The 24,679-nt window shown below is 61.4% G+C and carries 26 protein-coding genes; 12 read left to right on the top strand and 14 right to left on the bottom strand.

Features of this window, described 5'->3' with window-relative positions; genetic code table 11:
- Window positions 1-118 precede the first annotated feature (118 nt).
- Window positions 119-850 (bottom strand): bifunctional protein-disulfide isomerase/oxidoreductase DsbC, encoded by a 732-nt coding sequence (dsbC, locus tag AWU82_RS15415; protein WP_064382413.1) that lies wholly within the window; start codon window positions 848-850, stop codon window positions 119-121.
- 143 nt (window positions 851-993) lie between these two features.
- Window positions 994-1,890, bottom strand: coding sequence for a site-specific tyrosine recombinase XerD (gene xerD, locus AWU82_RS15410; protein ID WP_011332616.1), 897 nt, complete (start codon window positions 1,888-1,890; stop codon window positions 994-996).
- A 107-nt stretch (window positions 1,891-1,997) separates the two neighbouring features.
- Between xerD and AWU82_RS15405 the strand changes: the two genes are divergently transcribed.
- Window positions 1,998-3,806 carry a cation:proton antiporter gene (locus AWU82_RS15405; RefSeq protein ID WP_064382414.1) on the top strand — a complete coding sequence of 603 codons (1,809 nt, stop codon included), beginning with the start codon at window positions 1,998-2,000 and terminating at the stop codon, window positions 3,804-3,806.
- Window positions 3,807-3,923: 117 nt separating this feature from the next.
- Here AWU82_RS15405 and AWU82_RS15400 read toward each other — a convergent pair whose 3' ends face one another.
- The 6 genes from AWU82_RS15400 to ffh form a co-directional block, all read right to left on the bottom strand.
- Window positions 3,924-4,337 (bottom strand): acyl-CoA thioesterase, encoded by a 414-nt coding sequence (locus AWU82_RS15400; RefSeq protein WP_011332614.1) that lies wholly within the window; start codon window positions 4,335-4,337, stop codon window positions 3,924-3,926.
- 91 nt (window positions 4,338-4,428) lie between these two features.
- Window positions 4,429-4,779, bottom strand: coding sequence for a 50S ribosomal protein L19 (gene rplS, locus AWU82_RS15395; protein ID WP_003175895.1), 351 nt, complete (start codon window positions 4,777-4,779; stop codon window positions 4,429-4,431).
- 45 nt (window positions 4,780-4,824) lie between these two features.
- Complete coding sequence (gene trmD / locus AWU82_RS15390; RefSeq protein ID WP_003221981.1) at window positions 4,825-5,577, bottom strand: tRNA (guanosine(37)-N1)-methyltransferase TrmD; 753 nt, start codon at window positions 5,575-5,577, stop codon at window positions 4,825-4,827.
- A 3-nt stretch (window positions 5,578-5,580) separates the two neighbouring features.
- The gene (gene rimM, locus AWU82_RS15385) at window positions 5,581-6,117 is read right to left on the bottom strand and encodes a ribosome maturation factor RimM (RefSeq protein WP_011332613.1); all 537 of its coding nucleotides are present in this window, start codon (window positions 6,115-6,117) and stop codon (window positions 5,581-5,583) included.
- Between the two features lie 5 nt (window positions 6,118-6,122).
- A complete protein-coding gene (gene rpsP, locus AWU82_RS15380; RefSeq protein ID WP_003185073.1) occupies window positions 6,123-6,374 on the bottom strand; it encodes a 30S ribosomal protein S16 in 252 nt (83 codons plus the stop codon).
- Window positions 6,375-6,623: 249 nt separating this feature from the next.
- Complete coding sequence (gene ffh, locus AWU82_RS15375) at window positions 6,624-8,000, bottom strand: signal recognition particle protein (RefSeq protein ID WP_064382415.1); 1,377 nt, start codon at window positions 7,998-8,000, stop codon at window positions 6,624-6,626.
- Window positions 8,001-8,209: 209 nt separating this feature from the next.
- Here ffh and AWU82_RS15370 point away from each other — a divergent pair, with 209 nt between their 5' ends.
- The 3 genes from AWU82_RS15370 to AWU82_RS15360 all read left to right on the top strand — a co-directional run bounded on the left by AWU82_RS15370 (window position 8,210) and on the right by AWU82_RS15360 (window position 11,828).
- Window positions 8,210-9,022, top strand: a complete 813-nt coding sequence (locus AWU82_RS15370; RefSeq protein WP_039769548.1) for a cytochrome C assembly family protein — start codon at window positions 8,210-8,212, stop codon at window positions 9,020-9,022.
- A 12-nt stretch (window positions 9,023-9,034) separates the two neighbouring features.
- On the top strand, window positions 9,035-10,276 hold the full coding sequence (locus AWU82_RS15365; protein ID WP_064382416.1) for a transporter associated domain-containing protein: 1,242 nt from the start codon (window positions 9,035-9,037) through the stop codon (window positions 10,274-10,276).
- Window positions 10,277-10,511: 235 nt separating this feature from the next.
- On the top strand, window positions 10,512-11,828 hold the full coding sequence (locus AWU82_RS15360) for an MFS transporter (protein ID WP_064382417.1): 1,317 nt from the start codon (window positions 10,512-10,514) through the stop codon (window positions 11,826-11,828).
- A gap of 47 nt (window positions 11,829-11,875) precedes the next feature.
- On the opposite strand, the gene purT is transcribed toward AWU82_RS15360, so the two are convergent.
- From purT to AWU82_RS15335, 5 genes are all read right to left on the bottom strand, one after another.
- Window positions 11,876-13,057 (bottom strand): formate-dependent phosphoribosylglycinamide formyltransferase, encoded by a 1,182-nt coding sequence (gene purT, locus AWU82_RS15355; protein ID WP_064382418.1) that lies wholly within the window; start codon window positions 13,055-13,057, stop codon window positions 11,876-11,878.
- Window positions 13,058-13,157: 100 nt separating this feature from the next.
- Entirely contained in the window at window positions 13,158-13,625 is a 468-nt protein-coding gene (locus AWU82_RS15350) for a preQ0 transporter (protein ID WP_011332607.1), read from the bottom strand.
- 64 nt (window positions 13,626-13,689) lie between these two features.
- Window positions 13,690-13,905 (bottom strand): DUF1289 domain-containing protein, encoded by a 216-nt coding sequence (locus AWU82_RS15345; protein WP_064382419.1) that lies wholly within the window; start codon window positions 13,903-13,905, stop codon window positions 13,690-13,692.
- A complete protein-coding gene (locus AWU82_RS15340; RefSeq protein ID WP_011332606.1) occupies window positions 13,902-14,426 on the bottom strand; it encodes a gamma carbonic anhydrase family protein in 525 nt (174 codons plus the stop codon). Before AWU82_RS15340 ends, AWU82_RS15345 begins: the two co-directional genes overlap by 4 nt.
- A gap of 47 nt (window positions 14,427-14,473) precedes the next feature.
- Window positions 14,474-15,073, bottom strand: coding sequence for a CoA pyrophosphatase (locus AWU82_RS15335; protein WP_064382420.1), 600 nt, complete (start codon window positions 15,071-15,073; stop codon window positions 14,474-14,476).
- 147 nt (window positions 15,074-15,220) lie between these two features.
- Here AWU82_RS15335 and AWU82_RS15330 point away from each other — a divergent pair, with 147 nt between their 5' ends.
- The 8 genes from AWU82_RS15330 (at window position 15,221) to AWU82_RS15295 (ending at window position 24,298) form a co-directional block, all read left to right on the top strand.
- A complete protein-coding gene (locus tag AWU82_RS15330; RefSeq protein WP_011332604.1) occupies window positions 15,221-15,772 on the top strand; it encodes an NUDIX hydrolase in 552 nt (183 codons plus the stop codon).
- Between the two features lie 102 nt (window positions 15,773-15,874).
- Window positions 15,875-16,390 carry a L,D-transpeptidase family protein gene (locus tag AWU82_RS15325; protein WP_011332603.1) on the top strand — a complete coding sequence of 172 codons (516 nt, stop codon included), beginning with the start codon at window positions 15,875-15,877 and terminating at the stop codon, window positions 16,388-16,390.
- Between the two features lie 330 nt (window positions 16,391-16,720).
- Complete coding sequence (locus tag AWU82_RS15320; RefSeq protein ID WP_064382421.1) at window positions 16,721-17,452, top strand: GntR family transcriptional regulator; 732 nt, start codon at window positions 16,721-16,723, stop codon at window positions 17,450-17,452.
- 30 nt (window positions 17,453-17,482) lie between these two features.
- Window positions 17,483-18,589, top strand: a complete 1,107-nt coding sequence (nagA, locus tag AWU82_RS15315; RefSeq protein ID WP_064382422.1) for an N-acetylglucosamine-6-phosphate deacetylase — start codon at window positions 17,483-17,485, stop codon at window positions 18,587-18,589.
- On the top strand, window positions 18,570-19,592 hold the full coding sequence (locus tag AWU82_RS15310; RefSeq protein ID WP_086776357.1) for an SIS domain-containing protein: 1,023 nt from the start codon (window positions 18,570-18,572) through the stop codon (window positions 19,590-19,592). Before nagA ends, AWU82_RS15310 begins: the two co-directional genes overlap by 20 nt.
- A 35-nt stretch (window positions 19,593-19,627) precedes the next feature.
- Window positions 19,628-22,141, top strand: a complete 2,514-nt coding sequence (gene ptsP / locus AWU82_RS15305) for a phosphoenolpyruvate--protein phosphotransferase (protein ID WP_064382423.1) — start codon at window positions 19,628-19,630, stop codon at window positions 22,139-22,141.
- A gap of 23 nt (window positions 22,142-22,164) precedes the next feature.
- Window positions 22,165-23,880, top strand: coding sequence for an N-acetylglucosamine-specific PTS transporter subunit IIBC (gene nagE / locus AWU82_RS15300; RefSeq protein ID WP_064382424.1), 1,716 nt, complete (start codon window positions 22,165-22,167; stop codon window positions 23,878-23,880).
- 166 nt (window positions 23,881-24,046) lie between these two features.
- Window positions 24,047-24,298 (top strand): EF-hand domain-containing protein, encoded by a 252-nt coding sequence (locus tag AWU82_RS15295; RefSeq protein ID WP_064382425.1) that lies wholly within the window; start codon window positions 24,047-24,049, stop codon window positions 24,296-24,298.
- Between the two features lie 66 nt (window positions 24,299-24,364).
- Here the strand turns inward: AWU82_RS15295 and AWU82_RS15290 are convergent, their stop codons facing one another.
- Window positions 24,365-24,676 (bottom strand): YqfO family protein, encoded by a 312-nt coding sequence (locus AWU82_RS15290; RefSeq protein WP_064384133.1) that lies wholly within the window; start codon window positions 24,674-24,676, stop codon window positions 24,365-24,367.
- Window positions 24,677-24,679: the final 3 nt, after the last annotated feature.

Here is a 24,679-nt window from a genome sequence, read left to right as displayed (position 1 = left end):
AAAACGGCCGACGCGAGGCCGGCCGTGAAAACAACCGCAGGTTCGCGGCTCTCTGTTGATGGCCCGGCAATCCTGCCGCCGGACCACGCTCGTCAACACCTGAGCGTGACGATGCGAATTACTTCGCGCCCAGCGCCAGTTTGGCGACTTGTGGCGCAGGCTGGTAGCCCGGAATGACTTGTCCGTCAGCCAAAACGATGGCCGGTGTACCGTTCACGCCGATCGACTGACCGAGGGCGAACTGTTTGGAAACCGGGTTCTCGCACTTGGCGGCCTTGATTTCCTTGCCGTCGACCATTTTGTCCATGGCCGCTTTCTTGTCTTTCGAGCACCACACGGCTTGCAGTTGCTCGTCACCCGGCGAGCCGAGGCCCTGACGCGGGAACGCCACGTAGCGCACTTCGATGCCGCGCTTGTTCAGCTCGGGCACTTCAGCGTGCAGCTTGTGGCAGTACGGGCACGTGGTATCGGTGAAAACGGTGATGTGCGACTTGGTTTCACCCACGGCCGGGTAAACCACGGTCTCGGCCACCGGGATCGCATTGATCAGTTTGGAAATGCCCAGGCGCTCGGTCTTCTCGGTCAGGTTGACCGGCTTGCCGTCCTTGAGCTGGAACATATAGCCCTGAACGATGTACTGGCCGTCGGCGCTGGCGTAGAGCACCCGGCTGCCCTTGAGCTTGACTTCGTAAAGACCGGGCAGCGGGCTGGCGGTGATGGTATCGACCGGCACGTCGAGCTGGAGATTTTCCAGGCTTTGGCGAATCGCTTTGTCGGCCGCTTCATCGGCGGCGGCAAAGGTGCTGACCAACGCAATGGCTGCGGCGGCGAAAATCTGGGTCAGACGCATGAGAACTCCTGAAGGCGGACAAATGGAACGATCAGAACGCCCGTGCCGGAACACCGGGTCATAACCGCCCATCGTGCAAACCGGCAAAGCCTACCACATAAGGCTGGCGTGGCCGAATGCGCCTGTCGCAAGACAAAACGGGCTCAGCCACGGGGGTGATGTTTGGCATGCAGATCCTGCAAACGCGCCCGGGCGACGTGGGTGTAGATCTGCGTGGTCGACAGGTCGCTGTGGCCCAACAGCATCTGCACCACCCGCAAGTCGGCGCCATGGTTGAGCAAGTGGGTGGCAAACGCGTGACGCAAGGTGTGCGGCGACAGCGATTTACTGATGCCGGCGACCTTGGCCTGATGCTTGATGCGGTGCCAGAAGGTCTGCCGAGTCATCTGCTCGCCGCGCTGACTGGGAAACAACACATCGCTGGGACGCCCGCCCAGCAGCTCGCCGCGACCGTCGCGCAGGTAGCGCTCGACCCAGACAATCGCCTCCTCGCCCATAGGCACCAGCCGCTCCTTGCTGCCCTTGCCCATCACCCGCAACACACCCTGACGCAGGTTGACCTGTTCCAGCGTCAGGCTGATCAGCTCGGTGACACGAAGACCGCAGGCATACAAGACTTCGAGCATGGCGCGGTCACGCTGGCCGATGGCTTCGCTCAGGTCTGGCGCCTTCAGCAGCGCTTCGACGTCGGCTTCCGACAGGGATTTGGGCAATGGCCGACCGAGCTGCGGCATATCCACGCGTAAGGTCGGATCGACCGAAATCAGTTTTTCCCGCAGCAGGTAGCGATAAAAGCCACGTACACCGGAGAGAAATCGCGCGGTGGAGCGGGGTTTGTAGTTCTGTTCCAGACGCCAGGCCAGGTGGTCAAGGATCAGTTCACGACCGGCATTGATCAGTTCGAGACCTTTGTCCTGCAACCAGCCGTTGAACAGCGCGAGGTCACTGCGATAAGCGTCGCGAGTGTTGTCGGAGAGACCTTTTTCCAGCCAGAGGGCGTCGAGAAACTGGTCGATCAGTGGGTGGTCGATGGCAGGCATGGGCGCTCAAGACACGCAGGCTTGGAACTGCGCGCAAATAAAGAGTGAACGGTTGAAATGGCCGCTAGTCTTTCATAGCCCGCTATTTCAAGGAACAGGGAGCTTCAATGAACGAGCAGCAAATTCTGTTGGCTTTCGGTGGTATCGGTGCCGCCGCGCTGGGCTGCCAATGGCTCGCCTGGCGCCTGAAGCTGCCGGCGATTCTGTTTCTGCTGCTGACCGGTATTCTGGCGGGCCCCGTGCTGGGCTGGCTCGACCCGCAGGAAATGTTCGGCCCGCTACTGATGCCATTGGTGTCGCTGGCAGTGGCGCTGATTCTTTTTGAAGGCAGCCTGACCCTGCATTTGTCGGAATGGCGCGAGATCGGCAGCGTCGTGCATCGGCTGGTCACCATCGGAGCGCTCTCGACCTGGATAGTGATTGCGGTCGCGACCCACTGGCTGCTGGGCTTCGACTGGCTGCTCGCCATCCTGTTCGGCAGCCTGACCCTGGTGACTGGCCCGACCGTGATCGTGCCAATGCTGCGCGTGGTGCGGCCAAAGGCTTCGATCGCCAACATCCTGCGCTGGGAAGGGATTGTGATCGACCCGATCGGCGCACTGCTGGCGGTGGTGGTCTACAGCTTCATCATTGCTCGGTCCGAAGGAAATGGCCTGGAACAGAGCCTGCTGACATTCGGCGGGGTGATTGCCTGCGGCAGTGCATTCGGCGTTGCCGGCGGCTGGCTGCTCGGTACGATCATTCGGCGCCAATGGTTGCCGGAGTATCTACACAACCTGGCATCGCTCGCCGCGGTGCTGGGGATATTCATTGCCGCCAACCAGGTCATGCACGAATCCGGTCTGCTGGCGGTGACGCTGATGGGCATGTGGCTGGCGAACATGAAAAACGTGGATGTGCGGCACATCCTGCACTTCAAGGAAAACCTCAGCGTGCTGCTGATTTCCGGGTTGTTCATTTTGCTGGCGGCGCGACTGGATCTGAAGGCGTTGATCGGCCTCGGACCGCTGGTGCTGGTTCTATTGCTGGTAATCCAGTTGATCGCCCGGCCGCTGAACGTGGTGCTGAGTACCGCCGGTTCGAGTCTGAGTTGGCGTGAGCGTGCACTGTTGTGCTGGATTGCCCCACGCGGGATCGTCGCGGCGGCGGTCTCGGCGATCTTTGCGATTCGCCTGGATGAAGCGGGCCATGAAGGCGCGCTGTTACTGGTGCCGCTGACCTTCGCCGTGATCATCGGCACCGTCGTGCTGCAAAGTGCGACTGCCCGGCCTCTGGCGCGTCTGTTGAAGGTTGCGGAACCAGCGCCGAGCGGGTTCCTGATCGTCGGTGCGAACGGGCCTGCGCGCCTGCTCGGCAAGTCGCTGCAACAGCTGGGCAGCCGGGTGCTGCTGACGGATTCAAGCTGGGAAAACATCCGCGCGGCGCGCATGGAAGGCTTGCCGACCTACTTTGGCAATCCGGCCTCGCAGCACGCCGATGCGCATCTGGACCTGGTCGGGCTGGGGCATCTGCTGGCGCTGTCACCGTCCGGCGAACTCAATACGCTGGCAGCCATGCGCTTTCGTCATGACTTCGGCCATCAACGCCTGCTCGGCCTGGCCAGTGGTCAGGAAAGCCGGCGCAGCGACAAGCACCGCGCCAGCCTCGAACATCGCGGCAATCAACTGGGGAGCGAGGCGCTGACTTACGCCAGACTGGCCAGCCAACTGAGCCAGGGCGCCGAGCTGTACAGCACGACTCTGACGGACGGGTTTGGCTGGGACGATTACCGGGCGCTGCATGGCAACCGCGCGACGCTGCTGTTCATGCGCGATGACAGTGGTTGGGTGCACGTGGTGACGCCGGAGACCACGCTGAAACCGGGCTCGGGATGGACGTTGCTGGCGCTGATTCAGCCTGAGAGCGTCAGCGCCTGACAGATCAAATCGCGGGCAAGCCCGCTCCCACAGTGTCCATGTCGAACACAACATCAGCGGACAACACAAAATCTGTGGGAGCGGGCAAGCCCGCGAATGCCGCGACTCGGTGCTGGATCAGGCCGCGAAACCCGGCAGCACCGGTACCGGACGCTTGTCATCATCAATCGCTACAAAGCTGAACTGCCCATGAATGGCCTTCTCGCGCCCGTCGCAGCTCATGCTTTCCACGAACACTTCCACCTCGACCTTGAGGCTGGTGTTGCCGACCTTGATCACTCGCCCGACCAGTTCGACGATGGAGCCTGCCGGAATCGCGTGATTGAAGTCGATGCGATCGGTGGACACGGTCACCAGCGGCAAACGGCAAAACCGTGTGGCGGTGATGAACGACACTTCGTCCATCCAGGCCAGCGCAGTGCCGCCGAACAGGGTGTTGTGGTGGTTGGTGGTCGGCGGGAAAACCGCCTTGGTCACGCGGGTCACCGAGAGCTCGGTGCGGCGTTCGATTTCTTGCTCGCGAGGGGTCATGGGTCAGGCCTGAAACAGAAATACGGTGGATAAATTGCGGGCAACAAAAAAGCAGCCCGTAGGCTGCTTTTTTCTGCATCGGAAGCTGGACTTAAGCCAGTTTTTCCTTGATGCGAGCTGCTTTACCCGACAGGTCGCGCAGGTAGTACAGCTTGGCTTTACGTACGTCACCGCGACGTTTGACAGCCATGCTGTCGATCTGCGGGGAGTAGGTCTGGAAAGTACGTTCTACGCCAACACCGTTGGAGATTTTACGAACGGTGAACGCACTGTTCACGCCGCGGTTACGCTTGGCGATTACAACGCCTTCGAACGCTTGCAGACGGGAACGATCGCCTTCCTTCACTTTCACCTGAACGACGATGGTGTCGCCTGGGGCAAAGGTAGGGATTTCTTTGGTCATCTGCTCTGCTTCGAGTGCAAGGATGATTTTGTTGGTCATGCTGTGCTCCTAAGGTAAATCGTCTGATCTACCATCGATACGTTGTTAACTATCGTCCCGCTCGCGGATGTATTCCTCGAGCAGCTTCTTCTCTTCTCCAGAAAGCGAGCGGCTTTCCAGAAGATCGGCGCGTCGTTCATAGGTCCGACCAAGGGACTGCTGTAAACGCCAACGCCGGATATGCGCGTGATTGCCACTCAGCAACACGTCGGGAACACGCTGATCCGCATACACCTCAGGTCGGGTGTAGTGCGGGCAATCCAGCAGACCATCCGTAAAGGAATCTTCCTCAGCGGAATCCGCATGCCCTAAAGCTCCGGGCAGCAGTCGTGTAACCGCATCGATCATGACCATGGCCGGCAGCTCGCCGCCAGACAACACATAGTCACCAATCGACCACTCTTCATCGACATGAGCCTCAATAAAGCGCTCGTCAATGCCTTCATAGCGACCGGCAATCAGGATCAATGCATCCGATTTCGCCAGTTCGCGTACCGCCGACTGAGTCAGTTGACGGCCTTGGGGGGACAGGTAAATCACCTTCGCCGCCTCCCCGGCTGCTGCCTTGGCCTGAACCAGAGCATCTTCCAGGGGCTTGATCTTCATCACCATGCCCGGACCACCGCCAAACGGGCGATCGTCCACAGTGTGATGTCGATCCGTCGTGTAATCCCGCGGATTCCAACAGGTCAGCTGCAAGAGCCCCTGTTTGACCGCACGACTGGTAATGCCGTACTCACTGATGGCCGAGAACATCTCGGGGAACAGCGTAATGACGTCTACGCGCAGGCTGGCCATTGCTTAGAAGTCCGCGTCCCATTCCACCCTCATCACGCCTGCTTCCAGGTCGATTGCCAGCACGCATTGCTCCGTATAGGGCAACAACCGCTCGCGATCATCCAGGCTGCCAACGCAGGGTTTGACCACCAATACATCGTTCGCGCCGGTCTCCAACAGGTGATCAACCTTGCCGAACAATTGTTCGTCCTGGTTGATGACGCTCAGACCCTCCAACTGGTACCAGTAGTACTCGTCGGCAGTCAGGTCGGGCAAAAGGCTTCGCGGGATGCAAATCTCGTAACCGCTCAGAAGACGGGCTTCATCGCGATCGTCGAGGCCTTTGAGCTTTACAACCAGATCCTTTTGAGTGGATCGGCCGCTGACCAGCTCGACCTGTTTCACCACGCCTTCGCGCCGAAGCGTCCAGTTGCGATAGCCCAACAGGTTTTCAATCGGATCGGTAAAGGAAAAGACCTTCACCTCGCCGCGAACGCCGTGAACCGAAAAAATCTTGCCGACAACGATCAGGTCATCAGCTTTTTCTGGCGTCGCGCTCATACTGCTCAGGCTGCAGCCTTGGCAGATTCCTTCAGCAACTGAGCAACACGCTCAGAAGGCTGTGCACCAACGCTCAGCCAGTAGGCAACGCGCTCTTGGTTCACGGACAGACGGATTTCCTGACCACGGGCAACAGGGTTGAAGAAACCAACCTGTTCTTTGTGGGAACCGTCACGCGGGTTGCGGGAGTCGGTTACGGTCAGGTGGTAAAACGGGCGCTTTTTGGAGCCGCCAAGGGCAAGACGGATTGTTAGCATGTGAACATCGTTCCTGTAGTCGGTGCTGCAAATCTAAATGCACAGCGGGCATGGGTGCCCGAAAGGCCGCATATTCTAAGGAATATCCGGACTTTTGCAAATGACTTTTTCCGGCGCCTGTGGCATGCCGTGCAGATTTGCATATGGGGCCGTCGTTTAACACGGCCGGTCAGCTCCCGCCGAGTGCGGGTTTGCTGTGGATCCCGCTTCCTTGCGGGACTGCGCCGGTGCGACGACCGGCGAGTTCTTTTACATCTTTGGCATGCCGCCGCCGGGCAACATTCCGCCCATGCCGCGCATCATTTTCGCCATTCCGCCCTTGGCGGAGAATTTCTTCATCATCTTCTGCATCTGCTTGTGCTGCTTGATCAAGCGACCGATGTCCTGCACCTGGGTGCCGGAACCCATGGCGATCCGGCGCTTGCGCGAACCGCTGATCAGCTCAGGGTCGCGGCGCTCGGCCGGGGTCATGGAGTTGATGATGGCTTCCATCTGTTTGAATTGCTTCTCTGCAGCGTTCTGAGCGTTGCCCATTTGCGAGAGATTGACGCCGCCGATGCTCGGCAGTTTGTCCATGAGCCCGCCGAGGCCGCCCATGTTCTTCATCTGTTGCAGCTGATCGCGGAAGTCTTCGAGGTCGAAGCCCTTGCCCTTCTTCAGCTTCTTGGCAAGTTTGTCGGCCTTGTCCTTGTCGAGAGTCGCTTCAGCCTGTTCGATCAGGCTGAGCACGTCGCCCATGCCGAGGATCCGCGAAGCGATACGCTCAGGATGGAACGGATCGAGCGCTTCGCTCTTCTCGCCCATACCGATGAACTTGATCGGCTTGCCGGTAATCGCACGAACGGACAGCGCGGCACCGCCACGGGCATCACCGTCGACCTTGGTCAGGATCACACCGGTCAGCGGCAGCGCATCACCGAAGGCCTTGGCCGTGTTGGCCGCGTCCTGACCGGTCATGGCATCCACCACGAACAGGGTTTCGACCGGGTTGATCGCGGCGTGCAGCGCCTTGATCTCGCCCATCATCTCTTCGTCGATGTGCAGACGACCGGCGGTGTCGACGATGACCACGTCGATGAATTTAAGTTTTGCTTCTTTAATAGCCGCGCTGGCGATGTCGACCGGCTTCTGGCTCAGGTCGGACGGGAAGAACGTCACACCGATGTCGTTGGCCAGGGTTTCCAGCTGTTTAATAGCAGCAGGGCGGTAGATGTCCGCCGACACGACCATGACCGACTTCTTCTTGCGCTCTTTAAGGAAGCGCGCCAGTTTGCCGGCGGTGGTGGTTTTACCCGCACCCTGCAGACCGGCCATCAGAATGACGGCAGGCGGCACGGCGCTCAGGTTCAAGTCTTCGTTGGCCGCGCCCATCAGGCTTTCGAGTTCGGCCTGGACGATCTTCACGAACGCCTGGCCCGGCGTCAGGCTGCGCGACACCTCGGTGCCGACAGCACGCTCCTTGACCGAATTGACGAAGTCCTTGACCACAGGCAGGGCCACGTCGGCTTCGAGCAACGCCATGCGCACTTCGCGCAGGGTGTCTTTGATGTTGTCCTCGGTCAGTTTCGCCTTGCCGGTGACATGGCGCAGCGTCTGCGAGAGACGGTCGGTTAAGTTTTCAAACATTGCGCGATCCTTTCAGGCCCTGTGTAGACCGGGATAATGGCGGCCCAGACCGGAATCAACATGTGCTCGGCGAGCCTGCGGCGTGGGCAGGTCGCGGATTATAGCGAAGACTGCGACTGGCGGACACCTCGCTGTCAGCTTGCCGGTCTTTCGTGCAACGGCGGTTCTATGCCAAACTCAGCGCCTTTCGGGCTTGCCTAACAGGATTTATGCTCCCCTTGTCACCGAGTTTGCTGACCACCCTCGCCGCCGCCCTTCTTTACGCCGCTGCGACTCTCTATCAGGGCACCCGCCTGGCCACTGGCGCCAAGGCCAACAAGCGCCTGCTGGTCTCGCTCGGCGTCCTCGCCGTGCTGGCCCACAGCGCCAGCCTGCTCACTCATTTATTGACGCCGATCGGTCTGGGCCTGGATTTTTTCAGCGCCTCGAGCCTGATTGCTGCGGCCGTCATCGCTCTGACCCTGCTGGCCTGCTCGCGGATCCCGGTGGAAAACCTGCTGGTGCTGCTGTTCCCGCTGGGTGCGATCACCGTACTGCTGGCGCAATTCGCGCCGGCCGGCACGGTGCAGATCATCGATGAAGAACCGGGCATCCTCGCACACATCCTGTTGTCGATCCTCGCCTACGGCATGTTCACCATCGCGGTGTTCCAGGCCCTGTTGCTGCTGGTGCAGGATCATCAGCTCAAGCACAAGCACCCGTCCGGGCTGATCAAGAACTTCCCGCCACTGCAAACCATGGAAAGCCTGCTGTTCGGCTTCCTTTGGGCCGGCTGGACTTTGCTGTCGCTGTCGCTGATTTCCGGCTGGCTGTTCGTCGAGAACCTGTTTGCCCAGCACCTGGTGCATAAAACCCTGCTGGCCTGCCTGGCCTGGATCGTGTTCAGCGTCCTGCTGTGGGGCCGTAACCGCCTCGGCTGGCGCGGCCACAAGGCAATCCGCTGGACTCTCGCCGGTTTCTGCCTGCTGATGCTCGCGTATTTCGGCAGCAAACTGGTTCGTGAATACATCCTGCATATCTGACGGGCGGCATAAATGGACGGTTTGCCCATAGGGCCGATGCTCGCGGTATTTGTCCTGCTGATTCTCTGGTCAGGGCTGTTTACCGCCGTCGAAGCGGCGCAACAGTACCTGCTCGCGCAACGCACCGCATCCCGCGCCAGCGACAAGCCGCTGGCGAAGCTCAACTTCCCGCTCGACAGCCTGATCCTCTGCAATACCCTGTGCCGCGCCCTCGCCGTCATTCTGGCCACCCTGCTGGCAATCTTTCTCTGTGAAGAAAATGGCCCCTGGGCCGCCTGCCTCGGCGCCGGCGCCCTGCTGCTGGTTTTTGCCGACTATTTCCCCCGCGCCCTCGCCCAGCGTTATCCGGATGCGGTGTTGTCGTTCGGCAATACGCTGCTGGCGGTCCCGCTGAAGGTCGTTTACCCGCTTGCCTGGCTACTCAGCCGCACCAGTGGTTTGCTGATGCAACCGTTCATCCGCAAGGCCCAGGTGGTGCAACAGAGCGAAGACGATGTGCCGGCGGAGCGTCATGACGACCCGGATCATCCGGTGCGCCCGCACCCGGTTTCAGGCATCCATGCGCTGGACAACATCACGGTCAACGACATTCTGGTGCCGCGCAGCGATGTCGACGGCATCAACCTCGACGACCCGATCGAGGAAATCATCGAGCAATTACGCAAGAACCAACGCACTCGCCTGCCGGTCTTCCACAGCGATATCAATCAGGTCGAAGCGGTGCTCAATACCAGGCAGATTCGTCACCTGCTCGACAACGGCAGCCTGACCCGCGAAGCCTTGCTGGCGGCCAGTTACGAGCCGTATTTCGTCCCTGAAAGCACCCCGCTGCAACTGCAACTGCTGAACTTCCACAAGCAGCAACGGCGTCTGGGCATGGTGGTGGACGAATACGGCGAAGTGCTCGGCATCGTCACCCTGGAAGACATTCTCGAAGAAATCGTCGGCGAATTCGAAAGCGAGCACAGCCTCGACAATCCGCACATCCACCCGCAGGCCGATGGCCGCATGGTGATCGATGGCGCGGCGTCGATCCGCGAACTGAACAAATGCCTGGGCTGGCACCTGCCCAGCGACGGCCCCCGGACCCTCAATGGCCTGGTGACCGAAGCGCTGGAAACCATCCCGGAAAGCGCGGTCTGCCTGAAGATCGGCCGCTACCGGCTGGAGATTCTCGAAACCGAAGAGAACCGCGTCAGCAAGGTCCTGATCTGGCACACCACTTCGACCCCGACGCTGGGCACGGCCCGCTAGACAGGCCCTTGTTCAATCGTTAGCCACCTTCCTATAATCGCGGTGCTTACCCAAGCCCCGCCGAACCGTGTGCTTACCCCGCACCCGACAAGTTCCGGCCGGTTCATCGGCAATATCCGCATCACACCGACGACTGTTCCTACCTGAAGCAGCGATCGCGCCTCATCCCACATCCCTGGGTGTTCGACCATAATAATTCGCTCCAACGGAGCTCATGACTGTCAGGGATCACCGCATGACGACCAGTACCGCTTACAGCGACACCACGCCTGCCCAACCGACCAACTCCGCCACCCGCGTGGCCACGGCAAGCTTCATCGGCACGGCCATCGAGTTCTACGATTTCTATGTCTACGCCACCGCTGCTGCGCTGGTGATCGGGCCGGTGTTCTTCCCGCAGACTTCCGGCACGGCGCAGATGCTTTCGGCATTTCTTACCTTCGGCATCGCCTTCCTGGCCCGACCGCTGGGCTCGGCGCTGTTCGGCCATTTCGGCGACCGGATCGGGCGCAAATCGACTTTGGTCGCTTCGCTGCTGCTGATGGGCGTCTGCACCACGCTGATCGGCGTGCTGCCGGGCTACGACAGCATCGGGGCGTGGGCGCCGATCCTGCTTTGCGTGCTGCGCTTCGGCCAGGGCCTGGGATTGGGTGGCGAATGGGGCGGTGCAGCGCTGCTGGCGACCGAAAACGCGCCGAAAGGCAAACGGGCGTGGTTCGGCATGTTCCCGCAACTCGGGCCCTCGATTGGTTTTCTGGCCGCCAACGGTCTGTTCCTGACCCTTGCCATGAGCCTGAGCGACGATCAGTTCCGCAGTTGGGGCTGGCGCATTCCGTTCCTGCTCAGCGCCGTGCTGGTGATGGTCGGGCTGTACGTGCGCCTCAAGCTGCACGAGACCCCGGTGTTCGCCAACGCCATCGCCCGTCAGGAGCGTGTGAAAGTGCCGCTGGTCGAGCTGTTCAGCCAATACTGGGCACCGACATTGCTTGGCGCCGCTGCCATGGTGGTGTGCTACGCACTGTTCTACATCTCAACGGTGTTTTCCCTGAGCTACGGCGTATCCACATTGGGCTACAGCCGTGAGACGTTCCTCGGGCTGCTGTGCTTCGCAGTACTGTTCATGGCAGCCGCGACGCCTTTGTCGGCGTGGGCAAGCGATCGTTACGGGCGCAAGCCGGTGCTGATCGTCGGCGGTGTGCTGGCGATTCTTTCCGGGTTTCTGATGGAGCCGCTGCTGACTCAGGGTTCGACCTGGGGCGTGGCCCTGTTCCTGTGCATCGAGCTGTTTCTGATGGGGGTGACATTCGCCCCAATGGGCGCGCTGCTGCCGGAGCTGTTTCCGACACACGTCCGCTATACCGGTGCATCGGCGGCCTACAACCTCGGCGGCATTGTCGGAGCCTCGGCGGCGCCATTCTTTGCGCAGAAACTGGTGGCGATGGGTGGTTTGAGTTACGTCGGCGGGTATGTGTCAGCGGCAGCGGTGCTCAGCTTGATCGCTGTGCTGTGCCTGAAGGAAACGCGCAATAACGATTTGAATCAGGTGTCGTAAATGCCCTGATCGCTCCCGCCCGATGCGGGAGCGATCAGATAGCGAGATTACAGCTCTACAACGACAGCCTGAGAAGCACGGGTCGCCTTGGCGCGAGCGGCCTCGATCGACTCGTCACGGGCCAGTGCCACACCCATGCGGCGCTGACCGTTGACTTCAGGCTTGCCGAACAGACGCAGAGCGGTATCCGGTTCACTCAGCGCAGCGCCAAGATTGGCGAATGCAGTCTGGGTCGACTGACCTTCCACAAGAATCACCGCCGAAGCCGATGGGCCGAACTGACGGATCAGTGGCACAGGCAGGCCGAGGATGGCTCGGGCGTGCAGGGCGAACTGCGACAGGTCCTGGGAAATCAGGGTTACCAGACCGGTGTCGTGTGGACGTGGCGACACTTCACTGAACCACACCTGATCGCCTTTAATGAACAGCTCGACGCCGAACAGACCACGACCGCCCAATGCTTCGGTCACGGCTTTGGCTACACGCTCGGATTCAGCCAGCGCCACCGGGCTCATGGCCTGTGGCTGCCAGGATTCCTGATAGTCGCCCTTCTCCTGACGGTGGCCGACCGGCGCACAGAACGTCGTGCCGCCGACGTGACGCACGGTCAACAGAGTGATTTCGTAGTCGAAATCGATGAAACCTTCGATGATCACGCGACCTTTGCCGGCGCGACCGCCCTCTTGGGCGTAATCCCAGGCTTTCTGCACGTCATCGACGCTGCGCAGCAGGCTCTGGCCCTTGCCCGACGAACTCATCACCGGTTTGACGACGCACGGGAAACCCAGGTCTTCAACGGCTTTGCTGTAGTCCTCGAAGGTATCGGCGAAGTGGTACGGCGAAGTCGGCAGGTCCAGCTCTTCGGCAGCCAGACGACGGATGCCTTCGCGGTTCATGGTCAGTTGCGCGGCGCGAGCGGTCGGGATCACGGTGAAGCCTTCGGCTTCCAGTTCGACCAGCGTGGCAGTGGCGATGGCTTCGATTTCCGGCACGATGAAGTGCGGCTTCTCGGCTTCGATCACTGCACGAAGGGCGGCACCATCGAGCATGTTGATCACGTGGCTGCGATGGGCAACCTGCATGGCCGGCGCGTTGGCGTAACGGTCAACGGCGATCACTTCAACGCCCAGGCGTTGCAGCTCGATCACCACTTCCTTGCCCAACTCACCACAGCCACACAGCAATACGCGGGTCGCGGTCGGCGACAATGGAGTTCCGATACGGGTCATCTCAGGTCCTCAAAGAAGCGGATCATCGAGGAAAGCAACGCCGGACGCGCTTTCCATGGGGAGAAAGCGCGGCATTTTACATGAACCTGAGGGTTTGGCTTCAGCCGGCGACAGCCTGTTTGCGTTCGCGCCAGGCCATGATCAGCCAGACGGCGGTAACACCGGCGAACTTCGAGGCCAGAGCAGTGATAAGCACCGGCGGCGTCAGCAGGTCGATCATGCCAAAGAAGATGAAGGTATCGAGGGGAATGCTCAGCGCCGAGCTGATCCACAACCGGTCGCGCAACGGGCGCCTGGTGATGGTAAACACCAGCCAGTCGATGCACTCGGAGACTGCGAATGCCGTGGCACTGGCCAGCGCAATCGACGGATCGGACGTGACATAGGACAGCACCAGCGCCGCCAGCATCGCCACGATCGCGCCGTGGCCGAAACGGATCTGCACCATGTCGCGCAACACGAACACCAGCCCGCCCCAGGCCGACCAGATGATGTCCAGGTGCGGCGCGGTGGAGAAGGCGAAGTTGATCAGCACGACGCTGCTGATGTAAGCGATGAGGAAAATCATGGGCGTGACCTGTCAATTTGGCGCACAGGTTACTTCAGCCCTTCGATGGCGCCAATCAAATCGGTTATCGCCCCGGCGTTTTGCCGATCATCCAGACCAGGCCACTGGCCTTCGCCCGCTCATGACAGAGCCCGAGAACAACCCGACGTTCATCATTGGTCATCCGGCTCCAGCGAGTGATCTCCTCGACCGTGCGCTGGCAACCGGTGCAAATGTCGTCTTCGTCCAGCGCGCAAATGCTCACGCACGGCGAGGCGACAGGTCTTTCCGGGGTTGTCATTCTTCCTGCTCGACCAGATCGCGCGCATAGCGCTGAGAGTTATGCACATAGTGCGCAGCACTGGCTTCGAGCATCTTCTTCTGTTGCTCGGTCAGTTCGCGCACGACCTTGCCCGGCGAGCCCATCACCAGTGAACCGTCAGGAATTTCCTTGCCTTCGCCGATCAGCGAATTGGCGCCGATGATGCAGTTCTTGCCGATCTTCGCGCCGTTGAGGATGACCGCGTTGATGCCGATCAGGCTGTAGTCGCCGACCGTGCAGCCGTGGAGCATGGCGTTGTGGCCGATGGTCACGCCGGTGCCGATGGTCAGCGGATAGCCCATGTCGGTGTGCATCACAGTGCCATCCTGGACGTTACTGTTCTTGCCGATCAGGATCAGTTCATTGTCGCCGCGCAGCACGGCGTTGAACCAGACGTTGGCGCCCTCTTCCAGTCTGACCTTGCCCACGAGCACGGCGTTGGGGGCGACCCAGCTCTGCGGATGGGTTTCGACGCGGGCGTCGCCCAGGCGGTATTTCATCTTGTTTTCCTCAGGGCTCACGATGGCTGGCCATTCGAGCGATGGCTTCAGGTATTGATGAAGCTTTTAGGCGGCTGATGCAGGCTGATTTTGGCGTCATAGAGCAGGTTGATCAACTCGACGATCATGATCGCCGTCAGCCCCCAGATCTTGTATTCGCCGTAACGGTAGCTCGGCACGTACCAACTGCGACCCTGGTAGTCGATGCGATGAGTGTGTTCGCGCGGATCCTTGCGGAAGAACTCCAGCGGCACACTGAACACCGCAGCAATCTCGGCATCATTGGCCTGGTATTCGACAAAATCCGGAATCACCCCGACATACGGCGTGACCTTGATGCCATGCAGGGAAATCAGCGGGCTGAGCGGACCGATCACTTCGACCAGTCCCGGGGGCAGGCCGATTTCCTCTTCGGCTTCACGCAGGGCGGTGAACACCAGATCCGGGTCCTCGGGATCGCGTCGCCCACCGGGGAAGGCGACTTCGCCGCCGTGGGTCGAGAGCCCGCTGGCGCGCAGGGTGAGGACAAGTTCGGGTTCGTCACTGCGAGTAATCGGCACCAGGACAGCGGCCTCGGGGAAACGCGTGTCGGTCTCCAGCGTGCGCGGCGTGTGATTGCTTACCCGGTGCAGTAGCTCGTCCAGCATAAGTGTTCTCGATCGGTGCCTTACCCTGCATCATGCACCAATCATTGCGACCGCCCAAGCCCCGAACGGCCGTCATGTCGCGAAACGACAACTTGCCGACTGACACCGCTGCACGCCAAGATAGGCGCAGCATTCAGGAACCCCAGCATGAAATTTTGCAGCCACTGCGGCAACCCGGTGACCCAGCGCATTCCCGAAGGCGACTCGCGGCTGCGATTCGTCTGCGACAGCTGTCAGACGATTCACTATCAGAACCCCAATATCGTGGCCGGTTGCGTACCGACCTGGGGCAGCAAAGTCCTGCTGTGCCGCCGCGCCATCGAGCCACGTCTCGGTTACTGGACACTGCCCGCCGGGTTCATGGAGAACGGCGAGACCATCGAACAGGCCGCCATCCGCGAAACCGCCGAGGAAGCCTGCGCCCGGGTGCGCAACCTGAGCATCTATACCTTGATCGACGTGCCGCACATCAGTCAGGTGCATGTGTTTTTCCGCGCCGAGCTGGCGGATCTGGACTTCGCCGCCGGCCCCGAAAGCCTGGAAGTGCAACTGTTCGACGAGGAAGACATTCCTTGGGACGAACTGGCTTTCCGCACGGTGGGCCGTACCCTGGAATGCTTCTTCGCTGACCGGCGTGTCGAGGTTTATCCGGTTCGCTCCGAATCGATCCCGCCACTCGCTCAACCGGCCATCACTTGATTTCGACGGCGGCCGGCCGATAACCGGCTGACGCAGACCGCGACAGCGCCTGCACACTATCTATAAATAAAGTATCTGCTTCATTTCTGGGGAATCGTTTCAATGCGCTGGTTGCTTGCCCTGTTCTGCCTGTCGTTCGTCACCGTCTCCCAAGCGTCATTCGTGACCACCGTGACGCCTTCGAACACCCCGCTCATCGAAAAAGTACTGGTGCTCAAATCGGCCCATCAACTGCAGTTGATCGCCGACGGCAAGCCACTCAAGAGCTATCGCATTTCCTTGGGCAAGGGCGCGAAAAAAGGCCCGAAGCTGATTGAGGGCGACAAGCGCACACCGGAAGGTTTCTATTGGATCGACTGGCGCAAGACCAGCGAAAAATTCAACCTGTCGATGCACATCTCCTACCCGAACATCAGCGACTCCGCCCGCGCCCGCCGCGAAGGCGTCGAGCCTGGCGGCATGATCATGATCCACGGCACGCCGGACTCCGAGGACAACCCCGAACAACTGTTCCACACCCTGGACTGGACCGACGGCTGCATCGCCATGCGCAACGTCGACATGCGCGAAGTCTGGAACCTGGTGCCGGATGGCACGATGATCGAAATTCGCCCCTGATTCTGTCATCCAGGGAGCACGCTCCCGAGGGGCCTTAAAACGGCCCTTTCTCCCGACCATTGGTCGCTCGCAAAAAATAAATCAAAAAGATCGCCGCCTGCGGCAACGTCTGAACGGTGATACCACTGTCACTCGCCAGAACTGCCGCAGACCGCGATTTTTTGCGTTTTACAGCGCACCTCTAATACCACTTGAAACCACCCACCTTGAAACCTTCTGAGCCATGGGCCTACAGGCATTTCCGCCGCGTTGACATGGTATGTAAGTGGTATTAGTTTTCGCCGAAACAGCGAGCGACAACATTCCAATATCAGCTCCGGAAGTGCCTGCATGAACGATCTCCACGCCCTGCGCCCTGACGACTCCCAGCCGACGCCGCTGTACCTGCAACTGGCGCGCAACCTGGAAGCGGCGATCCATGCCGGCCAGTGGAAAGCCGAACAGGCGATGCCCTCGGAGCGCAATCTCAGCGAGATGCTGGGGATTTCCCGGGTCACCGCGCGCAAAGCGCTGGAAGTGCTGCTCGATCAAGGTTTGATCCGCCGCCTGCAAGGCTCCGGCACCTTCATCACTCCACGCCTCGAACAACCGCTGTCGCGTCTGTCGGGTTTCAGCGAAATGCTCCGTCTCAAGGGCTTCGTGCCCGGCTCGCAATGGCTGGAGCGGGAAATCACCCTGCCGACCCACGAAGAACTGATCCGCCTCGGCCTGTCGCCGAACGACAAGGTCGCGCGCATGAAACGCCTGCGCAAAGCCGACGACACGGTGATGGCCATCGAGATGAGCACCCTGCCCGCCTCGATCATGCCCAAGCCACAGGTGGTGGACGACTCCCTCTACGAACACCTCGACAGCATCGGCAAGCCGATCGTGCGCGCCTTGCAGCACATCCAGGCGATCAACGCCTCGGACGAGTTCGCCGCACTCGTCGGCATCGCCCCCGGCACCGCGATGCTGCTGATGACCCGGGTCGGCTACCTGGAAGACAACACGCCGATCGAAGTCACCGACACCTATTGCCGCAACGACTACTACGACTTTGTTGCAGAGCTTCGCCGCTGATCAGCAGCCAGGCCAAACGAGAGAAGCGAAATGTCCGAAGACAACATCCTCACCGCTGACGGCTGGATTCGCGGCCGGCTGATCCACGAACACGGCAGAGTCGTGTCGATCGAAGGCGAGCCTTGCGATCCGGCGACCAATGACTTGCCGTATCTGCTGCCGGGTTTCATCGACCTGCACGTCCACGGCGGTGGCGGCAAGGACATCATGGAAGGCGCCAGCGCGTTCGAGACCATCACCAAGACCCACGTGCGCTTCGGCACCACCTCGCTGCTCGCCACCACGATGACCGCGCCGAGTGCCGAGATTGCCAGCGTGCTCAAGGAGGTCGGCGAATTCTGCGAGCAGCGTCCGAAAGGCGCCGCTCGAGTCCTCGGCGTTCACCTCGAAGGCCCATACATCAATCCCGGCAAACTCGGCGCCCAGCCGAACTTCGCCCACACCGCGCTGATGGCCGAAGTCGAAGACTATCTGGCACTGGCGCCGATCCGGGTGATCACCATCGCCCCGGAAATCGCCGGCCACGATGGCTTGATTCGTGAAATGAGCGGCCGTGGCATCCGCATGCAGATCGGCCACACCCTCGGCAGTTACGAGGAAGGCGTCGCCGCCCTCGAAGCCGGCGCCACCAGTTTCACCCATTTGTACAACGCCATGAGCCCGCTGCATCACCGCGAACCGGGCATCGTCGGCGCGGCCCTCGCCCACGCCAAATTCGCGGAATTGATTCCGGACTTGCTGCACGTACACCCCGGCGCGATCCGCGTGGCTCTGCGCTCGATCCCGTGCCTGTATTGCGTCACCGATTCAACCGCCGCCGCCGGCATGCCCGACGGTGAATACAAGCTCGGCAGCCACACAGTCACCAAATGCCTGGGCGGCGTGCGCCTGCCCGACGGCACCCTGGCCGGCAGCACCCTGACCATGGATCAGGCCCTGCGCAATCTGGTGAAGATCGGTCTGCCGATCGCCGAGGCCTCGCAACGTCTTTCGCAATTCCCCGCCGACTATCTCGGCATCACCGAACGCGGGCGCCTGCAACCCGGCGCCTGGGCCGACTGCGTGCGGCTGGATCGCTCACTCACACTGACCGCCGTCATGGTCGAAGGAGAAGACATTGACTTCAAAAATGCTTGAAGAGGCGCTGTCCTCGTTCGAGGCCGTGCAAGCCCAACTGCAACAGCTCGACCCGCCAATGATCGAGATCGCCGGACGCCTGCGCCGTCAGCCACCGCAAGTGGCGATGACCGTTGCCCGTGGCAGCTCCGACCATGCCGCGAGCTACTTCGCCTACCTGACCATGCAGCAACTCGGCGTACCGGTGGCGTCGTTGCCGATGTCGGTGGTGACCATGCAACAGGCGCCGTTGAAGGTCAGCGGTCAGGTTGCGTTCGCGTTTTCCCAGTCGGGCCAGAGCCCGGATCTGGTCAACAGCCTGCGCCTGTTGCGCAAGCGTGGCGCGCTCAGTGTGTCGATGGTCAACGCCGCCGATTCGCCGCTGGAGGCTGCGTGCGAATTCAGCCTGCCATTGCTGGCCGGCACCGAAAGCAGCGTCGCCGCGACCAAGAGTTTCATCGCCACCCTCAGCGCCAGCGCCCGTCTGATCGCGCACTGGAAAGAAGACGCCGAATTGCTGGAGGCGCACAACGCCCTGCCCGAAGGCCTGCGCGAAGCTGCGCAACAGGACTGGAGCCCGGCCATCGACGCCCTGCGCGATTGCGAGCGGTTGATGGTGATCGGCCGTGGCGCCGGTTTTGCCATCGCCCAGGAAGCCGCGCTGAAATTCAAGGAAACCTCGGCGATCCAGGCCGAAGCCTTCAGCAGCGCCGAAGTCCGTCACGGCCCAATGGCCCTGATCGACGAACATTACCCATTGCTGGTGTTCGCCCCGCGCGGCGCCGAACAGGCCGGCCTGCTGAGCCTGGCAGCCGAGATGCGTCAGCGCGGCGCCCGCGTGCTGCTGGCCGCGCCGGATGACGTCAGCGAACGCGACCTGACCTTGAGCCGTGCCGAACACCCGGCCCTCGACCCGATTCTGGCGATCCAGAGTTTCTACGTGATGGCGGCCGGTCTGGCCGTGGCCCGTGGCATGGACCCGGATCAGCCGCGACACCTGAGCAAAGTCACCCGTACGCACTGAGTCCGAACCGAACGTTTTCCTGATGAGACCGAGCCATGCACAACAACAATAAAGAGCTGACTTTAAGCGCCCCGCTCAGCGGCCCGGTGCTCACGCTCGCCAAAGTCCCGGACGCGGTGTTCGCCAGCGGCGCGATGGGCGACGGCATTGCCATTGATCCGCTGAACGACACCCTGTATTCGCCCTGCGCCGGGGTGGTGATCCACGTCGCCCGCACCGGCCATGCACTGACCGTGCGCGCCGACAACGGCGCCGAGCTGTTGCTGCATCTCGGTCTGGACACGGTGGAGTTGCAGGGCGAAGGGTTCTCGATGCTGGTCAAGGAAGGCGCGCGGGTCAGCAATGGCCAGCCGCTGCTGCGCTATGACCTGGACAAGGTCGGCCGCCAGTGCAAAAGCCTGGTCAGCCTGCTGATCCTGACCAACAGCCAGGATTTCCAGGCGCGCCCCATCACCCTGAAAACGGTGAAGGTCGGCGAACCGCTGCTGCACATCATCGCTCGTCACAGCGCAGCGGCGAATACAGAAGAACTCGGCGGCCCGCAAGTTCACGGTCACGTAAAGGTCGCCCATCGCGGCGGTCTGCATGCGCGCCCGGCGGCGTTGATCCGCCAGACCGCGCAAGGGTTCAAGAGCCAGTCGCAGCTGCATTTCGCCGGCAAATCGGCACCGTGCAACAGCCTCATCGGTTTGATGGGCCTGGCGATTGGCGAACAGGACGAAGTGCAGGTCAGTTGCCAGGGCCCGGACGCACAGGCTGCGTTGCAAGCCTTGCTCACCGCGCTGGCAACAGCCCTGCCGGAGGATCATCACGCCGCTGCACCGCTTGCCGCCACTCCACGCAATCGCCCGGCCGAGGCCGGCGTGTTGCACGGCGTGTGCGCCGCACCGGGTCTGGTCGGCGGGCCGCTGTTTCGCCTGAACGCGATCAGCCTGCCAGCCGACAGCGGCAATCATCAGCCCGAGCAACAACTACAGATTCTCGACACGGCGCTGAATCAGGTCCGCAGCGAAATCGACGGCACCCTCGCCCAGGCGAAAAAACAGCGCAATGCCGACGAAGAAGCCATCTTCGCCGCGCACCTGGCCTTGCTGGAAGACCCGGCCCTGCTCGACGCCGCCCGGCAATCGATTGAAACCGGCACGGCGGCGACTCACGCCTGGAGCCAGTCCATCGATGCGCAATGCCAAGTGCTGCAAAACACCGGCAGCCCGCTGCTGGCCGAGCGCGCCAACGATCTGCGCGACCTCAAGCAACGGGTGCTGCGCGCCCTGCTCGGCGAAGCCTGGCATTACGACGTGCCGGCCGGCGCCATCGTCGCCGCTCACGAACTGACGCCTTCGGATTTGCTGCAACTGAGCGCGCAAGGCGTCGCCGGTTTGTGCATGGCCGAAGGTGGCGCGACTTCCCACGTGGCGATTCTGGCCCGGGGCAAAGGCCTGCCGTGCATGGTCGCACTGGGCTCGGTTTTGCTGGATCAAACTCAAGGTCAATCAGTGGTTCTCGATGCCGACGGCGGTCGCCTCGAACTGGCGCCGAATGCCGAACGTCTGGCCGAAGTCCGCCAGGCGCAGATCGACCGCCAACAACGGCGCGACGCCCAGCAAGCTCAGGCCCATCTGCCAGCCGAAACCCGCAACGGCGTGGCCATCGAAGTGGTCGCCAACGTCGCCTCCAGCCATGAAGCGGCGGATGCATTTGCCAACGGCGCCGACGGCGTCGGCCTGTTGCGCACCGAGTTCCTGTTCGTCGATCGCCACACTGCGCCGGACGTCGAAGAACAACGCGCCGCCTATCAAGCTGTGATCGATGCCATGGGCGACAAGTCGGTGATCATCCGCACCATCGACGTCGGCGGCGACAAACAACTCGACTATCTGCCGCTGCCGGTCGAAGCCAACCCGGTACTCGGCCTGCGCGGCATTCGCCTGGCCCAGGCCCGCCCGGAAATCCTCGACCAGCAACTGCGTGCGCTGCTGCAAGTCAGCCCGCTGCAGCGCTGCCGGATCCTGCTGCCGATGGTCACCGAGGTCGACGAACTGCTGCACATCCGCCAGCGGGTCGATGCGCTGTGTCTGGAACTGGGCATCAATCAACGACCGGAAATCGGCGTGATGATCGAAGTCCCGGCCGCTGCATTGCAGGCTGAACAACTGGCCGAGCACGCCGACTTCCTGTCCATCGGCACCAACGACCTGTCGCAATACACCCTGGCCATGGACCGCGATCACGCCGGCCTCGCCGCGCGGGTCGATGCCTTGCACCCGGCGCTGCTGCGCCTGATTGCCATGACCTGCGAAGGCGCGGCGGTGCATAAACGCTGGGTCGGCGTGTGCGGCGCCCTGGCTTCCGATCCGCTGGCGACGCCGGTTTTGATCGGTCTGGGCGTGACCGAGCTGTCGGTGAGCCCGGTACAAATTGGTGAAATCAAGGACCGCGTGCGCCAGTTGCACGAAGCCGAATGCCAACGCCTCGCCCGGGACTTGCTCAAGCTGAGCAGCGCCGCTGCGGTGCGTCATGCCTGTCATCAACATTGGCCTCTGCGCTAACAAAAACAACAAGGACAAACGCCATGTACCAACTCTTCATCGAAGGCCTGCAACGCCTCGGCCGCGCGCTGATGCTGCCGATCGCGATCCTGCCGATCGCCGGCCTGCTGCTGCGCCTGGGCGACACCGACCTGCTGAACATCGCAATCATCCACGACGCCGGCCAGGTGATCTTCGCCAACCTGGCAATGATCTTCGCCATCGGCATCGCGGTCGGCTTCGCCCGGGACAACAACGGGACCGCCGGCCTCGCCGGGGTGATCGGTTACCTGGTGATGATCTCCACCCTCAAAGTGCTCGACGCCAGCATCAACATGGGCATGCTCGCCGGGATCGTCACCGGCCTGATGGCCGGCGCGCTGTACAACCGCTTCAAGGACATCAAGCTGCCGGAGTACCTGGCATTCTTCGGCGGCCGGCGTTTCGTGCCCATCGTCACCGGGTTCAGCGCAGTCGGCCTGGGCGTGCTGTTCGGCTACATCTGGCCGCCGATCCAGCACGGCATCAACAGCTTCGGCACGCTGTTGATGGAAAGCGGCAGCTTCGGCGCCTTCGTGTTCGGCGTGTTCAACCGCCTGCTGATCGTCACCGGCCTGCACCACATCCTCAACAACATGGCGTGGTTCGTGTTCGGCAACTTCACTGACCCGACCACTGGCGCGCTGGTGACCGGTGACCTGTCCCGCTACTTCGCCGGCGATCCGAAGGGCGGGCAGTTCATGACCGGCATGTTCCCGGTCATGATCTTCGGCCTCCCCGCCGCCTGCCTGGCGATGTACCGCAACGCCCTGCCGGAGCGCCGCAAAGTCATGGGCGGGATCTTCCTGTCGATGGCCCTGACCGCCTTCCTCACCGGCGTCACCGAACCGATCGAATTCGCCTTCATGTTCCTCGCACCGCTGCTGTTTTTGCTGCACGCGCTGCTGACCGGGTTGTCGATGGCAATCACCAACGCACTGAACATCCACTTGGGCTTCACCTTCTCCGGCGGCTTCATCGACATGGTGCTGGGCTGGGGACGCTCGACCAACGGCTGGCTGGTGGTGCCGGTAGGACTGGTTTATGCCGTCATCTATTACGCGGTGTTCGACTTCTGTATCCGCCGCTTCAACCTGAAAACCCCGGGACGTGAAGACGTCGCCACTGCCGAGAAATCCGTGCTGACAGAAAACGAGCGCGCCGCTGCGTACATCAAAGCCTTGGGAGGTGCCGAAAATCTGCTCACCGTCGGCGCGTGCACCACGCGGCTGCGACTGGAAATGGTCGATCGCAACAAAGCCTCCGATGCGGACTTGAAAGCACTGGGCGCGATGGCCGTGGTACGTCCGGGCAAGGGCGGCAGTTTGCAGGTGGTCGTCGGACCGATGGCCGACAGCATTGCAGACGAAATCCGCCTGGCGATGCCCGCATTGGGTCGAGCCGCAGCGTCTACTCCTGTCGCCGTCGTCGAAACCAGCGAGCCCGTTGCTATAGCCGCACCGCAGGCCCAGCAATGGCTGAACGCCCTGGGCGGCAGCGACAACGTGCTGCAACTCGACTGCATCGCCATGAGCCGGATCCGCCTGCAACTGGCCGATGGCAAAGCGCTGTCGGAAAGCCGATTGAAAGAACTTGGATGTCTGGGTGTGAGCGCGCTGGAGGATGGCGTGTGGCACTTGCTGGTGGGGGATCGGGCGCAGAGCTTGAGTGCGGCGCTGGAGGGGTTGGTTAATCGGAGTGAGGTGAGTGCCAAGGTCTGAACGACAGCCGCCCCCATGCTCCCTAAAATGCATGTGCCGTCAACTGTCAGGTCTGACAGTTGACGGTCAATCCACCTGCATTTAGTTTTATCCCGGAAGGGCAGTACTTTGAACGTAGCCGTCGCCTTCTCGATTCATCATTGAAACGAAACAGGACGAGGTAGCCATGGGAAAGTCAGCCAAAACCAAATCGCTTGAAGAGCAGTTGACTGCAGCACAACTGGAGCGCGCGAGGAAAGATTTCGAACGTTACGACACCAACGGTGACGGCACATTGAGTACCACCGAATTTCGAAAAGCCCTAGAGCCCTATCTGACGCCAGAAGACCTCAAGGCCCTGATGAAAGAAGTGAACCCCAACGCCGATGGCAAAATCAGCTGGACGGAGTTTCTTGACGACTATGTCAAAGATCTGTAGTCCGATACTGAGCAAAAAAAACCGCTGCCCCGTCAAGGTCAGCGGTTTTTTCTTGCGGCTGCCGGATCAAAAATCCTCCAACCGCCAAACCTCATAAACCGGCGTCTCGTAAGGATGGCTAGCCTTCAAAGCCGCCACCACCCCACGAATCAACTCATCACCAACAACAAGTTCAACCTTCCACTCCTCGACCTGCTCAACCCGCCCCGTCTCACCCACGAACGGCTGACTCCCGTCCAAAGGCCGAAACTGACCAGATCCAAGCACCTGCCAGGCACAGTGGTCATAGTCACCGATCCGCCCACCACCGGCAGCGAATACAGCCTCCTTGACCACCTCGACATGACTGTCGGGAACAAAAAACGCGAGCTTGTACACAGC

This window comes from Pseudomonas glycinae (assembly GCF_001594225.2).
GTDB classification, from domain to species: Bacteria; Pseudomonadota; Gammaproteobacteria; order Pseudomonadales; family Pseudomonadaceae; genus Aquipseudomonas; species Aquipseudomonas glycinae.
Note: the sequence above shows the minus strand (reverse complement) of the source record. Positions and strands in the feature narration are given on the sequence as shown.